21 protein-coding genes are annotated in these 20,315 nt (G+C 68.3%); 15 read left to right on the top strand and 6 right to left on the bottom strand.

Features of this window, described 5'->3' with window-relative positions:
* Positions 1-155: 155 nt before the first annotated feature.
* Together ACIOTO_RS17850 and ACIOTO_RS17855 are read left to right on the top strand one after the other, a co-directional pair.
* Entirely contained in the window at positions 156-1,160 is a 1,005-nt protein-coding gene (locus ACIOTO_RS17850) for a TerC/Alx family metal homeostasis membrane protein (protein ID WP_029263551.1), read from the top strand.
* A gap of 110 nt (positions 1,161-1,270) precedes the next feature.
* On the top strand, positions 1,271-1,768 hold the full coding sequence (locus ACIOTO_RS17855; protein WP_400858779.1) for a DUF427 domain-containing protein: 498 nt from the start codon (positions 1,271-1,273) through the stop codon (positions 1,766-1,768).
* A 19-nt stretch (positions 1,769-1,787) separates the two neighbouring features.
* On the opposite strand, the gene ACIOTO_RS17860 is transcribed toward ACIOTO_RS17855, so the two are convergent.
* Entirely contained in the window at positions 1,788-3,101 is a 1,314-nt protein-coding gene (locus ACIOTO_RS17860; RefSeq protein ID WP_400858780.1) for an LLM class flavin-dependent oxidoreductase, read from the bottom strand.
* On the bottom strand, positions 3,098-4,393 hold the full coding sequence (locus tag ACIOTO_RS17865) for an O-acetylhomoserine aminocarboxypropyltransferase/cysteine synthase family protein (RefSeq protein WP_029263548.1): 1,296 nt from the start codon (positions 4,391-4,393) through the stop codon (positions 3,098-3,100). The genes ACIOTO_RS17860 and ACIOTO_RS17865 overlap by 4 nt, the downstream gene beginning before the upstream one ends.
* A gap of 190 nt (positions 4,394-4,583) precedes the next feature.
* On the opposite strand from ACIOTO_RS17865, the gene leuC reads away from it, so the two are divergent.
* The 6 genes from leuC (at position 4,584) to ACIOTO_RS17895 (ending at position 10,935) form a co-directional block, all read left to right on the top strand.
* The gene (gene leuC / locus ACIOTO_RS17870; protein ID WP_091036012.1) at positions 4,584-6,029 is read left to right on the top strand and encodes a 3-isopropylmalate dehydratase large subunit; all 1,446 of its coding nucleotides are present in this window, start codon (positions 4,584-4,586) and stop codon (positions 6,027-6,029) included.
* A gap of 3 nt (positions 6,030-6,032) precedes the next feature.
* Positions 6,033-6,629, top strand: coding sequence for a 3-isopropylmalate dehydratase small subunit (gene leuD / locus ACIOTO_RS17875; RefSeq protein ID WP_400858781.1), 597 nt, complete (start codon positions 6,033-6,035; stop codon positions 6,627-6,629).
* Positions 6,630-6,695: 66 nt separating this feature from the next.
* Positions 6,696-8,063: a UDP-N-acetylglucosamine 1-carboxyvinyltransferase gene (gene murA, locus ACIOTO_RS17880; RefSeq protein WP_400858782.1), complete on the top strand. Its 1,368-nt coding sequence runs from the start codon at positions 6,696-6,698 to the stop codon at positions 8,061-8,063.
* Complete coding sequence (locus ACIOTO_RS17885) at positions 8,060-8,824, top strand: lysophospholipid acyltransferase family protein (protein ID WP_400858783.1); 765 nt, start codon at positions 8,060-8,062, stop codon at positions 8,822-8,824. The genes murA and ACIOTO_RS17885 overlap by 4 nt, the downstream gene beginning before the upstream one ends.
* The gene (locus ACIOTO_RS17890; RefSeq protein WP_029263543.1) at positions 8,814-9,947 is read left to right on the top strand and encodes an NAD(P)H-dependent glycerol-3-phosphate dehydrogenase; all 1,134 of its coding nucleotides are present in this window, start codon (positions 8,814-8,816) and stop codon (positions 9,945-9,947) included. The genes ACIOTO_RS17885 and ACIOTO_RS17890 overlap by 11 nt, the downstream gene beginning before the upstream one ends.
* Complete coding sequence (locus ACIOTO_RS17895) at positions 9,853-10,935, top strand: D-alanine--D-alanine ligase family protein (protein ID WP_400858784.1); 1,083 nt, start codon at positions 9,853-9,855, stop codon at positions 10,933-10,935. The genes ACIOTO_RS17890 and ACIOTO_RS17895 overlap by 95 nt, the downstream gene beginning before the upstream one ends.
* Positions 10,936-10,955: 20 nt before the next feature.
* On the opposite strand, the gene ACIOTO_RS17900 is transcribed toward ACIOTO_RS17895, so the two are convergent.
* Complete coding sequence (locus ACIOTO_RS17900; RefSeq protein WP_262000855.1) at positions 10,956-11,441, bottom strand: DUF3515 domain-containing protein; 486 nt, start codon at positions 11,439-11,441, stop codon at positions 10,956-10,958.
* 23 nt (positions 11,442-11,464) lie between these two features.
* Between ACIOTO_RS17900 and thiL the strand changes: the two genes are divergently transcribed.
* Positions 11,465-12,460, top strand: a complete 996-nt coding sequence (thiL, locus tag ACIOTO_RS17905; RefSeq protein WP_400858785.1) for a thiamine-phosphate kinase — start codon at positions 11,465-11,467, stop codon at positions 12,458-12,460.
* On the opposite strand, the gene rsmD is transcribed toward thiL, so the two are convergent.
* Positions 12,430-13,044, bottom strand: a complete 615-nt coding sequence (gene rsmD / locus ACIOTO_RS17910; RefSeq protein WP_400858786.1) for a 16S rRNA (guanine(966)-N(2))-methyltransferase RsmD — start codon at positions 13,042-13,044, stop codon at positions 12,430-12,432. The genes thiL and rsmD overlap by 31 nt on opposite strands.
* Before the next feature lie 61 nt (positions 13,045-13,105).
* Here rsmD and ACIOTO_RS17915 point away from each other — a divergent pair, with 61 nt between their 5' ends.
* The 6 genes from ACIOTO_RS17915 to mutM all read left to right on the top strand — a co-directional run bounded on the left by ACIOTO_RS17915 (position 13,106) and on the right by mutM (position 18,194).
* Entirely contained in the window at positions 13,106-15,280 is a 2,175-nt protein-coding gene (locus ACIOTO_RS17915; RefSeq protein ID WP_400858787.1) for an ATP-dependent DNA helicase RecG, read from the top strand.
* 27 nt (positions 15,281-15,307) lie between these two features.
* The gene (gene coaD / locus ACIOTO_RS17920) at positions 15,308-15,805 is read left to right on the top strand and encodes a pantetheine-phosphate adenylyltransferase (protein ID WP_029263537.1); all 498 of its coding nucleotides are present in this window, start codon (positions 15,308-15,310) and stop codon (positions 15,803-15,805) included.
* Between the two features lie 69 nt (positions 15,806-15,874).
* On the top strand, positions 15,875-16,423 hold the full coding sequence (locus ACIOTO_RS17925; protein ID WP_400858857.1) for a YceD family protein: 549 nt from the start codon (positions 15,875-15,877) through the stop codon (positions 16,421-16,423).
* Between the two features lie 2 nt (positions 16,424-16,425).
* Positions 16,426-16,635, top strand: coding sequence for a 50S ribosomal protein L32 (rpmF, locus tag ACIOTO_RS17930; RefSeq protein ID WP_017830754.1), 210 nt, complete (start codon positions 16,426-16,428; stop codon positions 16,633-16,635).
* A 10-nt stretch (positions 16,636-16,645) separates the two neighbouring features.
* Positions 16,646-17,338 carry a ribonuclease III gene (gene rnc, locus ACIOTO_RS17935; protein WP_029263534.1) on the top strand — a complete coding sequence of 231 codons (693 nt, stop codon included), beginning with the start codon at positions 16,646-16,648 and terminating at the stop codon, positions 17,336-17,338.
* Complete coding sequence (mutM, locus tag ACIOTO_RS17940) at positions 17,331-18,194, top strand: bifunctional DNA-formamidopyrimidine glycosylase/DNA-(apurinic or apyrimidinic site) lyase (RefSeq protein WP_400858788.1); 864 nt, start codon at positions 17,331-17,333, stop codon at positions 18,192-18,194. The genes rnc and mutM overlap by 8 nt, the downstream gene beginning before the upstream one ends.
* 39 nt (positions 18,195-18,233) lie before the next feature.
* Here mutM and ACIOTO_RS17945 read toward each other — a convergent pair whose 3' ends face one another.
* Both ACIOTO_RS17945 and ACIOTO_RS17950 read right to left on the bottom strand, forming a co-directional pair.
* Positions 18,234-19,556: a permease gene (locus tag ACIOTO_RS17945; protein ID WP_400858789.1), complete on the bottom strand. Its 1,323-nt coding sequence runs from the start codon at positions 19,554-19,556 to the stop codon at positions 18,234-18,236.
* Complete coding sequence (locus ACIOTO_RS17950; RefSeq protein ID WP_400858790.1) at positions 19,553-20,248, bottom strand: ABC transporter ATP-binding protein; 696 nt, start codon at positions 20,246-20,248, stop codon at positions 19,553-19,555. Before ACIOTO_RS17950 ends, ACIOTO_RS17945 begins: the two co-directional genes overlap by 4 nt.
* Positions 20,249-20,315: the final 67 nt, after the last annotated feature.

Genomic DNA, 20,315 nt, shown 5'->3' on the forward strand with positions numbered 1-20,315 from the left:
CCGGTAGCATTGCCCGGGCGAGAGGGAGTATCCCGGATCCGCGCGTAACGTCATCACGAGCACCGTCATCGCTGCTCCGGGCGCGCGACGCACATCTGTGCGGGGGAGAGACTTTCGACTGATTCCCGACCCCTCCGCGAAAGGCCCGTGCGCCCTTGGAAATCCCCGTCTGGTTCGAGATCACCTCGATGGTCGTCCTCACGATCATCCTGATCGCCGACCTGCTCCTCATCCGGCTGCGGCCGCACATCCCCTCGACGAAGGAGTCCACCCTGTGGGTGGTCTTCTACGTGGGTCTGGCACTGCTGTTCGCGGTTCTGCTGGGCAACGTCGGCGGCTGGCAGAACGCCGGCGACTTCATCACCGGCTGGGCCCTCGAATACAGCCTGTCGATCGACAACCTGTTCGTGTTCGTCCTGATCATGGCCCAGTTCGCCGTGCCGCGGCGGCTGCAGCAGCAGGTCCTCATGGTGGGCATCATCATCGCGCTGATCCTGCGCGGCCTCTTCATCCTCGCCGGTGTGGCGATCGTCGAGAACTTCTCGCCGATCTTCTACATCTTCGGCGCATTCCTCATCTGGACGGCGATCCGTCAGGCCATGCCCGACGGCGACCATGAGGGCGAGGTCAAGCGTGAGAACTTCATCGTGCGCCTGCTCCGTCGTCGCGTCGACATCAGCGAGGAGTACGACGGATCGAAAATCCGCACCACGGTGAACGGCAAGCGCATGTGGACGCCCATGGTGATCGTCTTCATCACGATCGGCGTCACCGATCTGATCTTCGCGATCGACTCGATCCCGGCAATCTTCGAGATCACCACGAACGGCTTCCTCGTCTTCGCGGCCAACATCTTCGCGCTCATGGGTCTGCGCCAGCTCTACTTCCTGCTGGGCGACCTCCTCGATCGCCTCCGCTACCTGCACTACGGCATCGCGGTGATCCTCGGCTTCATCGGCATCAAGCTGATCCTGCACGCGCTGCACGTCAACGAGCTGCCGTTCATCAACGGCGGTCAGCACGTCGAGTGGGTGCCCGACATCAGCAACATGGTCTCGCTCGGCGTGATCCTGGCTTCGATGACCATCGCCACGGTGGCGAGCCTCATCGCCTCCTCGCGTGAGAAGCGGGCGTCTCGGCCCACCACGACCGTCGAGTGAGCCCACGCCGGAATGGACGGATCGGGAGCGGGGTCTCGCTCGTCTGACCGCAGAGGTGCGGCGTCCCGCGTGAGGTCGATGATCTGAACGGAGAGACGTAAGATGCGCAGATGCGCAGACCTCGCCCGATCACCCCGGCCCCCGGGCAGGAATCCGTCTGGGACTACCCGAGGCCGCCGCGCGTCGAACAGGTCGCCGAGCGCATCACGATCCGCCTCGGCGGGCATCTGATCGCCGATACCCGTGGCGCGGTGCGCGTGCTGGAGACCAGTCACCCTCCTGTGTACTACCTTCCGATCGTCGACTTCGTCCCCGGTGCACTCGTCGATGCCCCCGGCGCATCTTTCTGCGAGTTCAAGGGTGCTGCCCGCTACTTCGACGTGCGCAGTGGAGAAACCCTGCGTCAGGGGGCCGCCTGGAACTACCCGCACCCGGCGCCCGGCTTCGAGGCGCTGATGGACCGGGTCGCCGTGTATGCGGCGCAGATGGACGAGTGCACCGTCGGGGAAGAGATCGCCGTTCCGCAGCCGGGTGGGTTCTACGGCGGGTGGGTCACCTCGTCTGTCGTCGGTCCCTTCAAAGGCGTTCCCGGCTCCCTGGGCTGGTGACGGTCGCCCGGATCGCCGATCAGAACGCGCGCAGGTTCTCCTGAAGACCGCCGTCCGCATACTCGCGACGGAGGATGCCGCGGCGGCGCAGGATGGGCACGAGCTCATCGAGTGTGCGGTGCAGGGTGACCGGATGGAAGTCGCCCCAGAGCAGCACGCCGTCGTTGCCCCACTCGCCGAGCTCTTCGACCAGGTCGGCGAACTCCTCTGCCGTTCCGACGAAGCCGGAGCGGTCCGTGATCCGGCCCGTGCGGGCGAGCGCCGTCAGATGTGCGCGCAGCGGGGCGTCCTCGCCGCGGTCTCCGATCAGGCGCTGGATGCTCCCGCGTGAGACGTGGGCGCCGAAGATCGAGAGGTCCAGCGCCTTGTCGAGGTCGAGCGACGTGAGGTCGGTCTCGAGGTCGCTGGACTGCTTGCGGGCGATCTGCACCAGTGCGGCGTCGTCGGGATGGGCCGAGGCGGCGACGATGCGGTCCGCCTCCTCGCTCGATGTGGTGATCACGGGCTGGATGGCGAAGAGGATCTTGACGTCCTCCGGCTGCCGCCCCTTCGCGATCGCCGCCTCGTGCACCCGGGCACGGTAGTCGCGCACGGACTTCTCGTTCAGCGGAGCCAGCGCGAGCTGCACATCGGAGTTCGCGCCGGCGAATCCGAGTCCGCGCCCGGAGCCACCGGGGGAGACGATCGCCGGATCCCCGTCCGTGAACGGGAGGGCGTTGAGCGGGCCGTCGAACGAGAAGTGCTCGCCCCGGTGTCGGACAGGCTGCAGCTTCACGCCGTCGGCATAGACGCCGGTCTCCCGGTCGGCGACGAGTGCGCCCTCGTCCCAGCTGTGCCACAGCGCGCGGATTCCGGCGAGCCATTCCTCCGCGCGGTCGTACGCCTCGTCGTGACCGAGCTGCGGCGTGTCCGAGAAGTGTCGTGCGCTGCCGGTGTCGGTGACGACGTTGAGACCCAGCCTATGCCCGCTCAGATGCTGCAGCGTCGCGAACTGGCGCGCCGCGGTGTAGGGGAGGTACGCGGCCGGATTGACCGTCGGCACCACGCCCAGGTGCCTCGTCGCCTGGAAGAGATACGGAGCGAGCAGGAGTGGATCGTGCTTGGGGCCCCCGAAGGCGTGGCGGACCCGTAGATCGATCGTCGACGGCGACCCCAACGACGGCGCGTCCTCGATGATGACCAGGTCGAAGCCCGCCTGCTCGAGGGTGCGGGCAGCGTCCTGGTACACCTCAGGGCGCGTCCAGTCGTAATCCCAGTCGAGAGCCGGATAGCCCCAGCCCTGCGGCCCGAAACCGCGCGCCAGGAACCAGCCGAAGTGCTGGGGGCGGCTCATGCAACCGTCTCCCGCACGGCGTTCAGCACCTGGGAGAGGTCGGCGACGAGATCATCGACGTCTTCGATGCCGATCGACACCCGCAGCGTGCCGGGGTGCACCCCCAGAACCTCGCGCTCTTCGTCCGTGCGCTGCGCGTGACTGGTCGTCGCCGGATGCAGCACCAGAGAGCGGACGTCACCGATGTGCGTCATGTGCGTGAAGACCTGCACGCCCTCGACGAACCGTCGTGCGGCGGGCAACCCGCCACGCAGGGTGAAGGTGAAGATCGACCCCGATCCGCCTTCGAGGTAGCGGGAGCCGATCTCGTGGTCAGGATGCGAGGGGAGTCCGACGTAGTCCACGCTCTCGACCGCGTCGTGCCGTTCCAGCCACTGCGCGATCTGGAGGGCGTTGCGGGATTGCCTCTCGACGCGGAGGCCGAGCGTCTCCACGCCCTGGCCGATCAGGAAGGCGTTGAGCGGCGACGGAGACGCCCCGAAGCGAGGTGCCACCGACTCCCGCGCGTAGGCGATGCGTGCGCGGCCGCCGTGGCGAGCGAAGACACTGGGCGCGTCGCCGCGACCCGGCAGCACGAGGTGCGGCGCATTGTGGCCCGCGTGCTCGGCGTCGAAGCGTCCGTCGTCGACGATCACGCCGCCGAGCACCGACCCGTGTCCGGCCAGGAACTTCGACGCGGAATGGACGACGATCGCCGCGCCGTGCTCGATCGGACGCAGCAGGGCCGGGGTGGCCAGGGTGTTGTCTACGATCAGCGGGATCGCGAACTCGTCGGCGATGTCGCTGATGGCGCGGATATCGAGCACGTCGTTGCGCGCGTTCGCGACGGACTCGGCGAACACCGCGCGGGTGTTCGGGCGGATCGCCGCCCGCCAGGCGTCCGGATCGGCGATGTCGTCGACGAAGGTCGTCTCGATGTCGAGGCGAGCCAGGTTGTCGAGGAAGAGCCCTCGGGTGCCCTCATAGATGTGCGTGGAGGAGACGATGTGGTCGCCGGCACCCACGACGGTCAGCAGGGCGGTCACGACCGCCGCCTGCCCGCTCGCGACCAGCACCGCGTCCGCGCCGGACTCCAGAGCCGCGAGCTGACGCTCCACGGCTCGAACCGTCGGGTTGCCCGTGCGCGTGTATCCGAAGCCCGCCCCGGTGCTGAAGTGGTCGGCCGCATGGTCGAAGTCGTCGAACTCGAACCCTGCCGTCAGATAGATGGGGGTCGCGCGCGAGGCGGCCGTCTCACGGCTTCTCGCCGCGTGGACCGCACGGGTGGCGAAGCGGGCGGTGTCGACGGTCATGCGGTGCCTCTCGGTCGTTCGGTGCTCAACAGAGTGTCATGACGGGTCGGAGCGCGTCCGAGCGGTGGTAATCTGACGTCATGCGGACCGTGCTCCTTCTTCTTACGCGCCGCGACGAGACCTCGATCTAGAGCCCCTCCTCGTCGCGGAGTCCATCGTGGGCCGTACCGCCAGCCTCAGGAGACACGCAATGACCACCCCCGCAAACGGTGCAGATTCCGCACGCCGCAGGACCCTCGCCGAGAAGGTCTGGGACGACCACCTCGTCGTCAAGGGCGAGAACGGCGAACCCGACCTCATCTACATCGACCTGCACCTCGTGCACGAGGTCACCAGCCCGCAGGCGTTCGACGGCCTCCGGAGCGAAGGGCGGCCGCTCCGCCGCCTCGACCTGACGATCGCGACCGAGGACCACAACACCCCGACGCTGGAGATCCACAAGCCGATCGCCGATCTGACCAGCCGCACGCAGATCGAGACGCTGCGCCGCAACGCGGCGGAGTTCGGGGTGCGTCTGCACTCGCTCGGTGACGCGGAACAGGGCATCGTGCATGTCGTCGGACCCCAGCTCGGGCTCACGATGCCCGGAATCACGGTGGTCTGCGGGGATTCCCACACCTCGACGCACGGCGCGTTCGGAGCGATGGCATTCGGCATCGGCACCAGCGAGGTCGAGCACGTCATGGCCACGCAGACTCTGCCGCTGAAGCCGTTCAAGACCATGGCGATCAACGTCGAGGGCACTCTGCGTGACGGCGTCACCGCGAAGGACATCATCCTCGCCGTGATCGCGAAGATCGGCACGGGTGGCGGTCAGGGCTACGTGCTCGAGTATCGCGGCAGCGCCATCCGCGCCCTCTCCATGGAGGGGCGCATGACGATCTGCAACATGTCGATCGAGGCCGGAGCCCGGGCCGGCATGGTCGCGCCCGACGAGACCACCTTCGCCTACCTCGAGGGCCGTCCGCACGCGCCCAAGGGCCAGGACTGGGAAGAGGCCGTGGCCTATTGGCGCACCTTGCCGACCGACGAGGGCGCGACCTTCGACGCCGAGGTCTTCATCGACGCCGACGAGCTCGAGCCGTTCGTGACGTGGGGGACCAATCCGGGCCAAGGCAGCTCGCTGTCGTCCTCGGTGCCGAATCCCGCCGAGATCGTCGATCCGAACGAGCGGGCCGCCGCCGAGCGTGCGCTGGAGTACATGGACCTCACGCCGGGGACGCCTCTCAAGGAGGTACCCGTCGACGCCGTGTTCATGGGGTCGTGCACCAACAGCCGAATCGAGGACCTGCGCGCCTTCGCATCGATCATCCAGGGCAAGAAGAAAGCCGACGGTGTGCGCGTCATGGTCGTCCCCGGGTCGGCGCGAGTACGCCTGGAGGCCGAGGCGGAGGGCCTCGACAAGGTCATCACGGACTTCGGAGCGGAATGGCGCTTCGCCGGATGCTCGATGTGTCTGGGCATGAACCCGGACCAGCTCGCACCGGGCGAGCGCTGTGCTTCCACATCGAACCGTAACTTCGAAGGACGGCAGGGCAAGGGAGGGCGTACGCACCTCGTGTCGCCGCTCGTCGCCGCCGCGACCGCGATCCGCGGCACGCTGTCCAGCCCGAGCGACCTGACGGAAGGGATCTGACCCATGGAGAAGTTCATCACGCACACGGGCATCGCCGCACCGCTGAAGCGCTCGAACGTCGACACCGACCAGATCATCCCGGCTGTCTTCTTGAAGCGCGTCACGAAGACGGGTTTCGAAGATGCTCTGTTCCACGGCTGGCGACAGGACCCGGAGTTCGTGCTCAACCAGCCGGACTTCCAGGGAGCGTCCGTCCTCGTCGCCGGTTCGGACTTCGGTACCGGATCCAGCCGTGAGCACGCCGTGTGGGCATTGCGCGACTTCGGATTCAAAGTGGTCCTCAGTCCGCGCTTCGCCGACATCTTCCGGGGGAACTCGGGCAAGCAGGGTCTTCTCGCGGCGACGATCTCGGAAGAGGATCTTGAGCGGATCTGGGCCGAGATCGACCGGAATCCGGGGGCCCGGATGACGGTCGACCTCGAGGCGCGCAGCGCGTCGATCGGTGACGTCCAGGCCGAGATCGGGATCGACGATTACACTAGATGGCGGCTCCTCGAAGGGCTCGATGACATCGGGCTCACGCTGCGCAACGAAGACAAGATCGCGCAGTTCGAGGCCCGTCGCGAGTCGTGGCGGCCCCGAACCCTTCCCGTTCAGTAGACGGTGGGGGCGGGGGAGCCCAGGGGCAACCCGCCCCCGAAATCCGTAAATGAAGTGAGGCTCCGAATGACGACACCTGTGCGCGACGCTCTCCCGGACGGAGTCCCTGCACTCACCGGAGACGTCCTCGCCATTCGAGGCGGACGCCCGCTTCGCGGTCGCGTCGACGTCAAGGGGGCGAAGAACCTGGCCACCAAGGCCATGGTCGCCTCGCTCCTCGGCGAGACCGTGAGCACCCTGCGCGATGTGCCGGCGATCAGCGATGTCGCCGTCGTGCGCTCGCTGCTCGAGGTACACGGTGTGCGCGTCAGCGAGGGCGATGAGCCCGGCTCGCTCGTCTTCGACCCGAGTGATGTCGAGTCGGCCCACTTCGAGGAGATCGACGCCCATGCCGGCGCCTCCCGCATTCCGATCCTCTTCTGCGGGCCGCTCTTGCACCGTCTCGGTCAGGCGTTCATCCCCGACCTCGGTGGATGCCGTATCGGCGACCGCCCTATCGACTTCCACCTGGATGCGCTCCGCAAGTTCGGCGCCATCGTCGAGAAGCTCCCCAGTGGCATCCGCCTCTCGACGGGCGGAAGCCGCCTGCACGGCGCGAACATCCACCTCCCGTACCCCAGCGTCGGCGCCACGGAGCAGGTGCTGCTCACCGCCGTCCGCGCCGAGGGCGTGACGGAGCTGCGCAACGCCGCCATCGAGCCCGAGATCATGGACCTGATCGCGGTCCTGCAGAAGATGGGCGCGATCATCTCGTACGAGCCGAACCGCGTCATCGTCATCGAGGGCGTCGAGAAGCTCCGCGGCTACGACCACCGGTCGATCTTCGATCGCAACGAGGCAGCCTCCTGGGCATCCGCGGCTCTGGCCACGGACGGCGAGATCTTCGTCGGCGGTGCCAAGCAGCAGGAGATGCTCACGTTCCTCAACATCTTCCGCAAGGCGGGCGGCTGGTTCGATATCAAGGAAGACGGCATCCTCTTCCGTCGTGACGGTGACATCAAGCCCGTCGTCATCGAGACCGACGTGCACCCCGGCTTCATGACCGACTGGCAGCAGCCCCTCGTGGTCGCACTGACCCAGGCGCACGGCCGTAGCGTCGTGCACGAGACCGTGTATGAGAACCGGATGGGCTTCACGGACGCGCTGGTCAAGATGGGTGCCGACATCGTTGTGCACCCCCGCGGTCTGCAGGACGGGCCCCGCCGCGTTCCCCGCCGCGACCTGGAGCAGGCTGCCGTCATCACGGGTCCGACGCCGCTGCATGGCGCGGACATCGTGGTTCCCGACCTCCGCGGCGGATACAGCCACATCATCGCGGCGCTGACCGCCACGGGCGAGTCGCAGGTGTCGGGTGTGGATATCCTCAGCCGCGGCTACGAGAAGTTCCTCGCCAAGCTCGACGCGCTCGGCGCCGACTTCGACGTCATCCGGTGACCGAGGTGACGTCCCGGTCATCCGAGACGACGCGGCCGAGCATCTTCTGGCCGCTCGCGGCGCTGGTGATCCCGCCCGTCTCGCTGATCGCGAAGATCCGGGTCAGCGGCGCCGAGAAGCTCCCGCAGCACGGGTCGTTCATCCTCGCGCCGAACCACTACTCCGAATTCGATCCGCTCATCGTCGCGGTCGCCGTGTGGCGCGCGGGTCGGGCGCCGCGGTTCATGGCCAAGGAGAGCCTGTTCAAGGTTCCCGTCCTCGGGTGGTTCCTGCATCGCACCGGGATGATCCCGGTCGCGCGCACCTCGTCCGCCAGTTCGGCCCGCCAGACGATGAAGCAGTCGGAAGAGCTGGTGGAGCACGGGCGCGGAGTGATCGTGTATCCCGAGGGCACTCTCACGCGTGATCCCGACCTGTGGCCGATGCGCGGCAAGTCCGGCGCGGTGCGTCTGGCCCTCGCCGACGGCATCCCCCTGATCCCGATGGCGCAGTGGGGTACGCAGGCGATCATGGGGCGCTATCAGAAGGGCCTCAGCCTCTGGCCGCTGCGCAAGCCCGTGCGAGTGATCATCGGCGATCCCGTCGATGTCTCCGATCTGCGGGACCGCGCCGGGGAGCCGGCGGCCCTCACCGAGGCATCGAACCGACTGATGAACGCGATCACGGCGCTCCTGGAGGAGCTGCGTGACGAGAAGGCACCCGCGGAGCGATGGAACCCCGCGAGCCACGGCCAGAAGGAGACCGGACGCCTTGACTCCTAAGAGAACCGCTCCGGTAGGCCCCCGGGCCACGGTCATCGGCTCGGGCAGCTGGGGAACCACCTTCGGAAAGATCCTCGCCGACGGCGGCGCCCAGGTGACGATGTGGGCCCGACGACCCGAGCTCGCGCAGGAGATCAACGAGGCCAAGCGCAACTCCCGGTATCTGCCCGGCATCAACCTCCCACGCACGATGTCGGCCACTCACGAGCTCGCGACGTCGCTCGAGGGCGTCGAACAGGTCTACCTCTCGGTGCCGAGCCAGTCGCTCCGCGAGAACCTGAAGGCGCTGCGCCCGCTGCTCGCCGACAGCGACGCGAAGATCATCAGTCTGATGAAGGGCGTCGAGCGCGGCACCGGCTTGCGCATGAGCCAGGTGATCCACCAGGAGCTTCGCTGCGACCCCGACCGTATCGCGGTCGCGTCCGGTCCGAACCTCGCGTTGGAGATCGCTCGTGAGCAGCCGACCGCTGCCGTGATCTCCTCGCGGAGCCAGGAGACGGCGGACACCGTCGCGCGCGCCGCGCGCAACAGCTACTTCCGCACGTTCGTGAACACCGACGTGATCGGCACCGAGTTCGGTGGCGTGCTCAAGAATCTGATCGCGGTCGCCATCGGCATCGTCGACGGCGTCGGCTACGGCGAGAATACCAAGGCCTCGATCATCACCCGCGGCCTCGTCGAGATGACGGACTTCGCCGTGGCGAACGGTGCACACCCGGAGACGCTGCAGGGACTCGCCGGCCTCGGAGACCTGATCGCCACCTGCCAGTCGCCGCTGAGCCGCAACAACACGGCCGGGCGCCTGCTCGGCCAGGGATACAGCTTCCAGGACGTCGTGAAGCAGATGCAGCAGACGGCGGAGGGGCTGGCATCGGTCGCGCCGATCCTGCAGCTTGCACGCGAGGCCGAGGTCGACATGCCCATCGTCGAGCAGGTGAAGATGGTGCTCGACGGCAAGATGGATCCGAGAGACATCGCACCCCACCTGACGACGGACGACGACACCCCGCAGGGTGAGAGGACCAATCATGGACAAGCAGACGGTGGTGGTGCTCTTCGGCGGGCGCTCCAGCGAGCATTCGATCAGTTCCGCAACGGCGGGGGGCGTGCTGGGCGCGATTGATCGCGACCGCTACTCGGTGATCCCGGTGGGGATCACCCGCGAGGGGGCGTTCGTCCTGGAGGACGATGATCCCGCGAAGTTCCCGCTGGATGCCGCGCACCTTCCTCAGGTCGTCGACAACGGCACGCGCGTGCTGTGGCCCGAACCGGGCGGCGACCGCACGCTGCGCGTCGTGCAGGTCGACGGCTCCGTCGTCGGCCTCGGTGCTGTCGACGTCGTGCTCCCGATCCTGCACGGTCAGCACGGCGAGGACGGCACCATCCAGGGGTACTTCGACACCCTCGAGGTGCCCTACGCCGGCGGCGGCGTCCTCGACTCCGCGCTGTGCATGGACAAGCACTTCATGAAGATCGCTCTGCAGGCCGCCGGCATCTCGGTGGCGCCCTGGGTGACCGTGCGCCGTGCGGACTGGGAGCGGGACGCGGCGGACGTCCGCGTACGCGCCGCCGCCCTCGGCCTGCCGCTGTTCGTGAAGCCTGCTCGTGCGGGCTCGAGCGTCGGCGTGTCCAAGGTCGAGGTCGCCGACGAACTCGACGCTGCGCTGGCTGTGGCGTTCGCCGAAGACGACAAGGTGCTCATCGAGACCGGAGTGAGCGGCCGTGAGATCGAGGTCGCCGTGCTCGAGACCGCGGAAGGGGTGCGCGCCTCCCTCCCGGGAGAAGTCGTCCTCACCTCGCGAGGATTCTACGACTTCGAGGGCAAGTACCTCGGGGGCGACGGCGTCGACGTCATCTGCCCGGCCGAGTTGACCGAAGCGGAGACGGCGGCGATCCAGGAGGCGGGCCTCCGCGCGTTCGAGGCCGTCGACGGCCGGGGGCTCGCCCGCGTCGACATGTTCCTGACCCCCGAGGGCACCCTCGTGGTCAATGAACTCAACACGATGCCGGGCTTCACCCCGATCTCGATGTTCCCGAAGTGCTGGGTGGCGTCCGGCCTGAGCTACGGCGAACTGATCACCGAGCTTGTCGAGGCGGGTCTGCGGCGCTGACGCCGGCGCGCCTCCTGCGGTCAGCTCGCGGGGAACTCGACGCGGTCGGTGCACTTCGCCGTCGCCGGCGCCAGTCCTGACTGGATGCTCGTGGAGATCGAGTCCACGATGGATTGGAAGTCGATCTGCTCGCCGCGACGGATGTTGACCTCGACCGCGGGGTCGCGCCCGTAGGTGACGAGGCGCTGCCGCTCCTCCTCCTGCTCGAGGACCAGCCAGTCGACGCCGCCGAGCGTGGTGCAGACGAGTGCGGAGGGGGCCGGCGGCTCGACACCGCAGCGCAGCGCGACCGTGGTGGGCTCTCCCCACGCGCCGGTGGCCTGGGCATCCGTCCACACCCGGTCGAACCCGGCGACGCTGTCCGGCAGCAGCACCGAGACCGAGGCGCACGCCGGATCGTTCGCATCGTCGGCCGGTTCGAGGTGCACGGTCGTGGAGCATCCGGCGAGGACGGCGGAGAGGATCGCCGCGCCTGCGAGGGCAGCGAGGCGACGGGAACGGAGCATGCTTCCAGGCTACCTTTGACAGCATGCCCTCCCGACCCGAAGCCGATGATCCGCGCCTGGGCGATGTCTCCGAAGGACGCATCCTGCAGGCGATCCTCACCCGCACCGCGCCGGCCGCGCATACCCTCGTCGGGCCGGGGGACGATGCCGCCGTGATCGCGACGCCATCGGGCAGCGTGGTGGCGACGACCGACACGCTCGTGCACGGGCCGGACTTCCGTCTCGCGTGGTCCAGCGGTTACGACCTCGGTTGGAAGGCCGCGGCCGTGAACCTCGCGGACGTCGCGGCGATGGGGGCGCGTCCGACGGCTCTTCTCGTCGCACTGGCTGTTCCCCGGGATCTGCGTCTCTCCTTCGTCGAGCGTCTCGCTGACGGCTTCAGTGCCGCGTGTGACGCACTGGCGCCGGGCTGTGCCGTGGTCGGCGGAGACCTCACGGTGTCGGATGTGCTGACCATCGCGGTGACGGCGCTCGGGGATCTCGAGGGTCGGGCTCCGGTCACCCGCGACGGCGCTCGTCCCGGGGACGTCGTCGCGGTCGCCGGTGAGCTGGGCAACGCTGCACACGGACTCGCCGTGCTGTTCGGACGTTTCCGTGACGGCGATGCGCCCGTGCCGGTCGACGTCGCGAAGCTGGCGGCCGGCGAGTCCGCTGCGCTGGCCGCCCAGCTGCGCCCGTCGCCCCCGATCGGTCTCGGCGCGGTGGCGGCGACGGCCGGTGCGACCGCGATGATGGACATCTCCGACGGGCTCGCTCTCGATGCCCGTCGGATGGCCGCAGCGTCGGGGGTCACCATCGCTCTCGACCGCGCCGCGCTGGGCTCGGATCCGGAGCGTGCGATCGCCGGGGGAGAAGACCACGCGCTGCTCGCCACTTTCCCCGAAGGAATGCTCCCGCCGGGGTTCCGCGTGATCGGACGGGTCATCCCGGGCGGCGACGACGGCCTGCTGTGCGACGGCCTTCCCGTCGACATCAGCGGATGGGATCCCTATCGGGACTGGGACTCGGTCTCGGGCTGATCGTCCGCTGACGAACCCTCGTCGGCCGCCGGCTCCGCCCACCAGAGCGTCGTGTCACCGTAGGACTTCTCGCGGAACAGCTCCAGACCGGCGGCACCGAAGTCGGGAGGAGTCGCGCGGCGCGCTCGTTCGACGACGACGACCGCGTCCGGAGAGAGCAGTGGGGCGAGGGCGACGAGGTCGGCTGTCATGGCCGCATCCTCGAGATCGTAGGGCGGGTCGGTGAAGACCAGGTCGAAGGGCCCGGCCGCGCGCTGCAGGTAAGTATGGACCGCGCCTTCGTGCACCCGACCGGCCGACCGGCCTGCGGCCTTGGCGACGACGGCGGCGTTGCGGCGGACGATGGCTGCCGCCTGCCGGCCTCGCTCGACGAGATCCGCGCTGATGGCGCCCCTGCTCAGCGCCTCGAGGCCCAGGGCGCCGGAACCGGCATACAGGTCGAGAACGCGCGCGCCGTCGATGGCGCTCAGCGCCTCCAGTGCGCCGAAGAGCGATTCCCGCACCCGGTCGCTGGTCGGTCGCGTGCCGACACCCGGCACTTCCAGGCGTGCGCCTCTGGCGGCGCCTGCGATGATCCTCGTCACCACTTCACGATACGACAGCCCGGGTGCCGGCGGTGTCGGTCGCGTTCCCTAGACTCGGAGCATGTCGCTCACGCTCGATTCCTCGTTGGAGGATGCGCTCGGTGCGGCGTCTGCCAAGACGCTCGGACGAGCTTTCGGCATGCAGAACGTGGGCAACCTGCTCTCGCACTATCCGCGTCGCTACGCCGACCCGGGGGAGTTGACGCCGATCCGCGACCTTCCTCTCGGCGAGACGGTGACCATCGTCGCCGAGGTCCTGTCCTCGAGCTTCCGACGGATGCGCAATCGGCCGGGCGCTATGGTCGACGTCGTCATCGGCGATGGAATCGGACGGATGTCCCTCACGTTCTTCGCGAAGAACGTCGGTGCGGCGGAGTGGCGTTCCAAAGACCTCGCGGTCGGCCGCCGTGGCGTGTTCTCCGGCAAGGTGGGGGAGTTCAACGGCGTCACTCAGTTCGCGCATCCCGAGTACGAGCTGTTCGACGATGAGGATTCCGCCCGGCGCAGCGCGGATGCGCGTGCGGCGGTTCCGATCCCGATCTACCCGGCGACCTCGGCGATCCAGACATGGCAGATCGCTCGCCTCATCGGGCGGGTGCTGGACGATCTGGACGAGGTGCCCGACCCCCTCACGACCGCCATCAGGGAGCAGGAGGAGCTGCTCACGGCCGGGGAGGCGCTCGAGCGGATCCATCGACCGCGCACGCGCAACGACATCGATCCGGCCGTTCGCACCCTCCGGATGCATGAGGCGCTCACGCTGCAGACCGCGCTGCTGCAGCAGCGGGATGCGGTGCGCGCTCTCTCCGCCACCTCGCGGCCGGCTGGACCGGGAGGCCTCCTCGAGCGGTTCGACGCGGCGATGCCGTACACGCTCACTCCGGATCAGGAGACGGTCGGGGCGCAGATCGCCGCAGACCTCGTCGGATCGTGGCCGATGAACCGGCTCGTCCAGGGGGAGGTCGGTTCCGGCAAGACGCTGGTCGCGCTACGAGCGATGCTGCAGGTGGCCGAGAGCGGCGGGCAGGCGGCGCTGATCGCTCCGACAGAGGTGCTGGCCGGCCAGCATCTGCGCTCGATCGCGAAGATGCTCGGTCCCGATCTCGCCCCGCTGCTGATGCCGACGCTGCTCACCGGCCAGCTTCCGGCCGCGGAGCGACGCAAGGCTGCGCTCCGCGTCGCCTCGGGTCAGGCGCTCATCGTCGTCGGCACGCATGCGCTGCTGGGCGAGAAGACGACCTTCGCCGACCTCGGTCTCGTCGTGGTCGACGAGCAGCACCGCTTCGGGGTCGAGCAGCGGGAGGCGCTCCGCGCGAAGGGATCGAGCCCGCACGCGCTGGTGCTCACGGCGACGCCCATCCCGCGAACGGTGGCGATGACGGTGTTCGGCGACCTCGATACCTCCGTCATCCGCACGATGCCGGCTGGACGCGCGGGCATCGAGTCGTTCGTCGCGCCGCTGGCCGAGCACCCCGGATGGTTCAATCGCGTCTGGGAGCGCGCCGCAGAGGAGATCGCCCAGGGGCGGCAGGTGTTCGCGGTCTGCGCGGCGATCGACACGACGAAGAAGACCGCAGAAGCGGCTGAGCCCTCCGCGTTGGTCCCCGAGGGCGCGTCCGGTCCCCGGTGGGGCGTGGTGCAGCTCGACGAGGCTCTCGCGACCCATCCCACTCTCGGTGGGATCCGTCGCGCCGTGCTGCATGGTCGGATGCCGTCGGATGAGAAGGATGCCGTCATGCAGGCCTTTGCCCGCGGCGAGATCGATCTGCTGCTGGCCACCACCGTGATCGAGGTCGGCGTGGACGTCCCCAACGCCTCCACGATGATCGTGCTCGACGCCGATCGCTTCGGTGTCTCCCAGCTGCACCAACTGCGCGGACGCGTGGGCCGGGGTGGCGTTCCCGGACTCTGCCTCCTGGTCACCGAGGCGGAGTCCGGCTCCCTCGCTCGGGACCGTGTCGACGCTGTGGCAGCGACGCTCGACGGTTTCGCCCTCGCCGAGGTCGATCTCGAGCTGCGGGGTGAGGGCGATGTGCTCGGTGCCGCACAGGCCGGCGTCCGCTCGTCGCTCAAGCTGCTGCGTGTCGTCAAGGATGCAGCCCTCATCACGCGTGCCCGCGAGGTGGCCGAGAAGATCCTCACGGACGACCCGATGCTCCAGCAGCACCCCGGTCTTCGCGAAGCCATCGCTCGGCGCGTGACCGATGAGGATCGAGCGGCGCTCGCGAAGAACTGAGTTCGGTTCCTGCCCTAGGCTGGTGGCATGAGCAGCCGGATCGCCGTCGTCCCGGGTTCCTTCGATCCGCCGACCCTGGGTCATCTCGACGTGATCCGCCGGGCAGCAGCCCTCTATGACGAGCTGCACGTGCTGGTGGTGCACAACCCCGGTAAAGAGGCGATGCTCCCGATCGCACAGCGGCTCTCCCTCCTCGAGCGTTCGATCGCCGAAGACGGCATGCCGGGCAACATCGTGATCGGCTCGTGGAGCATGGGACTGCTCGTGGACTATGCCCGCGATGTCGGCGCCGGGGTCCTCGTGAAGGGCATCCGCTCGCAGATCGACGTCGCCTACGAGTCGCCGATGGCGATCGTCAACCGCCACCTCGCCGACATCGAGACCGTGTTCCTCCTGCCGGATCCGTCGCACGCGATGGTCTCGAGCTCGCTGGTACGTCAGGTCGCCTCGCTCGGCGGCGACGTGACACCGTTCGTTCCGCCTGCGGTGGCAGACTTCCTCGACACCGGTGGACGCGGGATCTGAGTCCTCCTCGGGGCGACGGTCAGCCCGGCCGCAGGTGCAGCCGAGTAGCATGGAACCGTGCGCTCTCGAATGAACGGCCCTTTCGTGCTCCCCGTCCGTGACATCGTCCGACGTCCGGGAGAGATGCGGGAACACGAGTTCACCGTGGCTCTCAAAGAGACCTGGGGGGAGGGTATCGTCACCTTCGAAGCGGGCTCGGACATCGACCTCGATGTGCGTCTGGAGTCGGTCCACGAGGGCATTCTGGTCTCCGGAACGGCCGACGCGGAGTACGTCGGCGTGTGCGGCAGATGCCTGATCGACATCGCTCGGCCCGTCGAAGTCGAGTTCCAGGAGCTTTTCGCGTATCCTAGTGAGGAAGAAACTGACTTCGAGGTTCAAGACGACCACGTGGATCTTGAAACTCTCGTCAGGGATGCGGCCGTATTGTCGCTTCCTTTTCAGCCGGTGTGTCAGCCGGATTGCCCGGGTCTCGACCCGAAAACGGGTGAACGACTGGCCGTGAGCACCGGAACGGAGCAGGTGGCTCCCATCGATCCTCGGTGGAGTGCGCTCCAGAACATCACAGACCAAGACGGCACGGAAGAATCTCGTGCCGCCGAGAAAGAAGAGAGCTAGTCATGGCTGGTAACCCCCCGAAGCGCAAGGTTTCCCGTTCGAACACCCGCTCGCGTCGCGCGCAGTGGAAGGCGGCTCCCGTCGCCCTCGTGAAGACCATCGAGAACGGTCAGGTCGTCTACAGCCGTCCTCACCAGGCCAAGGTCGTCACCGACTCCCAGGGCACCGAGCTCTTCCTCGAGTACAAGGGCCGCAAGGTCGCCGACGTCTGAGTCGCGTACCGTGACGGAGGTCCCCGGGGGGACGAGGCCTCTCCCAGATAAGCTCCGCGTCGATATCGACGCGGAGCTTCTGGAGTTGGCCCTCACTCACCGCTCTTACGCGTATGAGCACGGCGGGATCCCGCACAACGAGCGCCTGGAGTTCCTCGGCGATTCGGTCTTGGGTCAGGCCGTGACCGTGATGCTCTTCACCACGCACCCCGACCTCGACGAGGGCGAGCTGGCGAAGCGGCGTGCGAGCGTCGTGTCCACTGTCGCTCTTGCGGAAGTGGCTCGCGGCATCGACCTCGGCAGCCATCTGCTGCTGGGGCGCGGTGAGGAGCAGACCGGTGGTCGCGACAAGGACTCGATCCTGGCGGACACGATGGAAGCCGTGATCGGTGCCACGTACCTGTCGGCGGGTCCTGAGGCCGCCACAGCGCTCGTGCTTCGTCTGACGGAGCCTCTGCTCGCGGATCCGGAGCGTTACGGCGCGGCCATGGACCCGAAGACCAGTCTGCAGGAGCTCGCTGCCCGTGTCGGCGCGACGCCGCCGCAGTATTCGGTCGAGGCGAGCGGCCCGGATCACGACCGCCGCTTCACCGCCACGGTTTCGGTCGGCGACGTCCGCATGATCGGCCACGGCAGCAGCAAGAAGACCGCAGAGATGGCGGCGGCCCTCAGCGCCTGGCGCACGCTCAGCGAGCGTGCCTGAGCTTCCTGAGGTCGAGGTCGTCCGCGCCGGTCTCGAACCGGCTGCGGTCGGATCGGTCATCACGTCGGTGAGCGTGTTCGACGAGCGTGCGCTCACGCGGCATGTCGCCGGGGCCGCGGATTTCGTCGGCAGGCTCGAAGGCCGAACCTTCACTGCCGCATCCCGCAGGGGCAAGTTCCTCTGGCTCCCTCTCGACGACGAGGATTCCGCGCTGATCGCGCACCTCGGTATGAGCGGGCAGATGCTGCTGCGGGCGCCGAATGCCGACGCGGAGCGTCATGAACGGATCCGCATCGGCATCGAGCATCCCGTGCACGGCGAGCTCGCGATCGTGTTCGCGGATCAGCGGACGTTCGGCTCGCTCGCCGTCGATGCGCTGCTCGATGACGACGGATCGCGGATCCCCACGCAGGTCGCGCACATCGCGCGCGATCCTCTCGATCCCTCCTTCGATGATCGCGCCTTCCGTGTCGCGCTCGCACGGCGGGGAAGCGCGATCAAGCGTGTTCTCCTCGACCAGGGCGTCGTGAGCGGGATCGGCAACATCTACGCTGACGAGTCTCTCTGGGCTGCGCGCATCCATCCGGAGACACCTGCCGACCACCTGTCCACGCAGGCTGTGCGCCGACTGCTGGTGGAAGTGCGGCTCGTGCTCGCGAAGGCCCTGGCGGAGGGCGGAACGAGCTTCGACGCGCAGTACGTCAACGTCAACGGTCAGGCGGGCTACTTCGCCCACTCTCTCAACGCCTACGGTCGGCAGGGCAAGCCGTGTCCGCGCTGCGGAACGGCGATCGTACGGGAGAGCTTCATGAACAGGGGCTCGCACTTCTGCCCGTCCTGCCAGCGACGCCGCTGACCTGCACCGGAACGAGCAGGTTAGCGGCGTCGCGGCCGGTCATGCGGTCTGGAACGCTCCCCGCAGCAGCGGACGCGTGGCCCACGTGGTCGCCCAGACGATCCCGATCCCCACACCGACCACCGCCGCGATCGTGAGGAGCGAGAGCGGCGCCGTGATGAGTGCGATGCCGAGCAGCGGGATCACGAGGACGGCCGCGACGAGAGCCGAGCCGATCGCCGTGATCAGCAGCGGGGACATGATCGCGCGTCTCCGGGCACGGTCCACGGTCTCCAGCGGCATGCCCAGGTGATGGAGGCTGCGGTGCAGCTCGCGCTGGTCGAGCACGTCGGACGCCTGGTTCACGCCGACGGACGCCGCCACCATGAGGAACGACCCGATCAGGGTGATGACGAGACCGGTGCGGATATCGGTGGCCAGGGCGATGTCGGCCTCGGCCGCCTCCGATCCGGTCATCACGTTCATCAGCGCCACGCCCGTTCCGGCGAAGACGGCCATGAAGCTCGCCATCGCGATGCCACCGACCTGCCGCCACGCGGCTTTGGGAGAATCCAGGACCACGCGCGCGGCGAGCAGCCGCTCCGGCTGTTCGGCCCGGCGAAGCTGTCGCGATGCCGACACCTTGAGGACCCACGGGCCCACGACGTTCAGCACCGCGAGCGCGGCACCGAACAGTCCGGCCAGCACGAGGATGGTGGTGACCAGCCCGCCGATGGACGGGAAGACTTTGATGAGCACGACTGCGATCGCGATGGTGCCCGCGGCGATCAATGCGCGGATCCAGTGCACGTTGGTTGTCGTGGCACGGGTGCGGACCCCGAGGGGCGAGATCACCACGCGACGGAGCCCGACGACCGCACTGGCCGAAGCGAGGAAGAGCACGCCGGCGAGCACCAGGGCGATCTGCGCCGGAGGCAGCACGACCGCACCGAACCCGAGAGCTTCGCCGCGGAACGGGATCAGGCCGATGAGCGGACTCAATGCGACGTGTCCGACCACGCCGGCGAGGGCTCCTGCAGCGGCGACGAGAACGGACTCGGTGACGGTGGCGACCGTGACGCCGGCAGGGGAGACCCCGAGCAGCCGAAGGGTCGAGAGGCGCTCGTCCCGGCGACGGGCGGAAAGCCGCGCCGCTGCCCCGCCGAGCGACATCAGCGGGACGACCAGGAGGACGAGCGCGATGGCGGCGAGCGCCTGATAGATGGGAGCCTCAGGGTCCGTCCAGCCCCAGAATGACTGGGCGCCTCCGATCACGGTCAACACCAGTGTGGTCACCACGCCGAACGCCACGACAGGAAGGGCGAGCACGCTGTTCTGCCCTGGCGCGGGGCGCAGCAGCAGAGCGAGGACGTGCCGGTTCACGCGGCCACCGCCGAAGAGACGATTCGTCCGTCGCGGACGGCGACCGTGCGGGTGCAGCGACTGGCCACCTCGGGGTCATGGGTGACCACGACGAGGGTCCGGCCCTGGGCGGTGGTCGACCACAGCAGGGCATCCATGACCTCGGACGACGTGTGCGAGTCGAGAGCACCGGTCGGCTCGTCGGCGAAGACGAGCTCCGCGCCCGTGGCCTGCGCACGCGCGATGGCGACGCGCTGGGCCTGACCGCCGGAGAGCTCGCCGATCCGGCGATCCTCCATACCCGCGAGACCGAGGGCGGCGAGCCACGACGCCGCGTGCTGGATGGCATCCTGACGTCGGATGCCGTTGATCATCGACGCCAGCGCGACGTTCTCCACTGCCGTCAGCTCCGGGATGAGCAGCCCCTGCTGGAAGACGAAGCCGAACCGCTCGCGACGCAGTCGTGAACGTGCGGACTCGTTGAGTGCGGTGACCTCGATGGGGGAGCCCTCTGCGGGCCGGAAGAGGACACTGCCTGCATCGGGTGCGGTGATTCCCGCCAGGACGTGAAGCAGGGTCGTCTTGCCGGAACCCGAGGCGCCCATGATCGCGACGGACTCACCGCGATGGATCGCGAGATCGACTCCGGCGAGGGCGCGTGTCATCCCGAAGGTCTTGGTCAGGGCATGGGCTTCGATCACGGGGATGTTCATGTTTCCACTCTCGTCAGCAGACCACCCGATGTCGTCGATCCGGCGGATGACGGAGCGGGCCCGACCT

Origin of the sequence: Microbacterium sp. NPDC087592 (assembly GCF_044743585.1) — a bacterium.
Classification (GTDB): domain Bacteria; phylum Actinomycetota; class Actinomycetes; order Actinomycetales; family Microbacteriaceae; genus Microbacterium.